The sequence below is a fragment of the Maribacter sp. 2-571 genome, from assembly GCF_050589625.1.
Classification (GTDB): domain Bacteria; phylum Bacteroidota; class Bacteroidia; order Flavobacteriales; family Flavobacteriaceae; genus Pelagihabitans.
This window is the reverse complement of record NZ_JBNGOP010000099.1, coordinates 1-538: the sequence shown is the minus strand read 5'-3', so window position 1 is coordinate 538 and position 538 is coordinate 1. Positions and strand designations below refer to the sequence as shown.

The following is a 538-nucleotide window of genomic DNA, read 5'->3' as shown; positions in this document are numbered from 1 at the left end:
CAGTATTCCCTCCTCACAAAGCGTGCCTATAGGAAAGCCCATTGCCAATACCGGTTTGTATGTGGTCGACCGATCAGGTCAAGTATGCCCTATAGGGGTTATCGGGGAGTTGTGGGTCTCCGGTATAGGTGTGGGTAGGGGTTATCTGAACGATCCGCTGAAAACAGCGGCACATTTTATGGAGGACCCTTTCCAAAAGAATGGGCGCGTTTATAAAACGGGCGATATGGCCAGGTGGTCCGCGGATGGCAATCTTGAGTATATGGGCAGGAACGACGACCAGGTAAAGATACGGGGACACCGTATCGAGCTAGGTGAGATAGCGAGTAGCCTACTAGATCAATCAGGGATAAAGAACTGTTGCGTTTTGGTAAAGGAAGGTCCGGACGGCAACAAACGATTGATCGGTTATATCGTTACCGATGAAAAACCGGACAGGCACAAGCTCGAACGGTCATTGGAAGAGCGTTTGCCGGAATACATGGTACCCCGGGTATGGGTCGAGTTGGAGGGGTTGCCGCTGACAAATAACGGGAAG

The 538-nt window shown here is 51.1% G+C and carries 1 protein-coding gene; it reads left to right on the top strand.

The genetic code is table 11. The annotated features are described in order from the left end of the window. Positions 1–22 precede the first annotated feature (22 nt). The coding region (locus tag ACRD7P_RS21055; RefSeq protein WP_430909784.1) for an AMP-binding enzyme at positions 23–538 on the top strand (516 nt) is incomplete at its 3' end.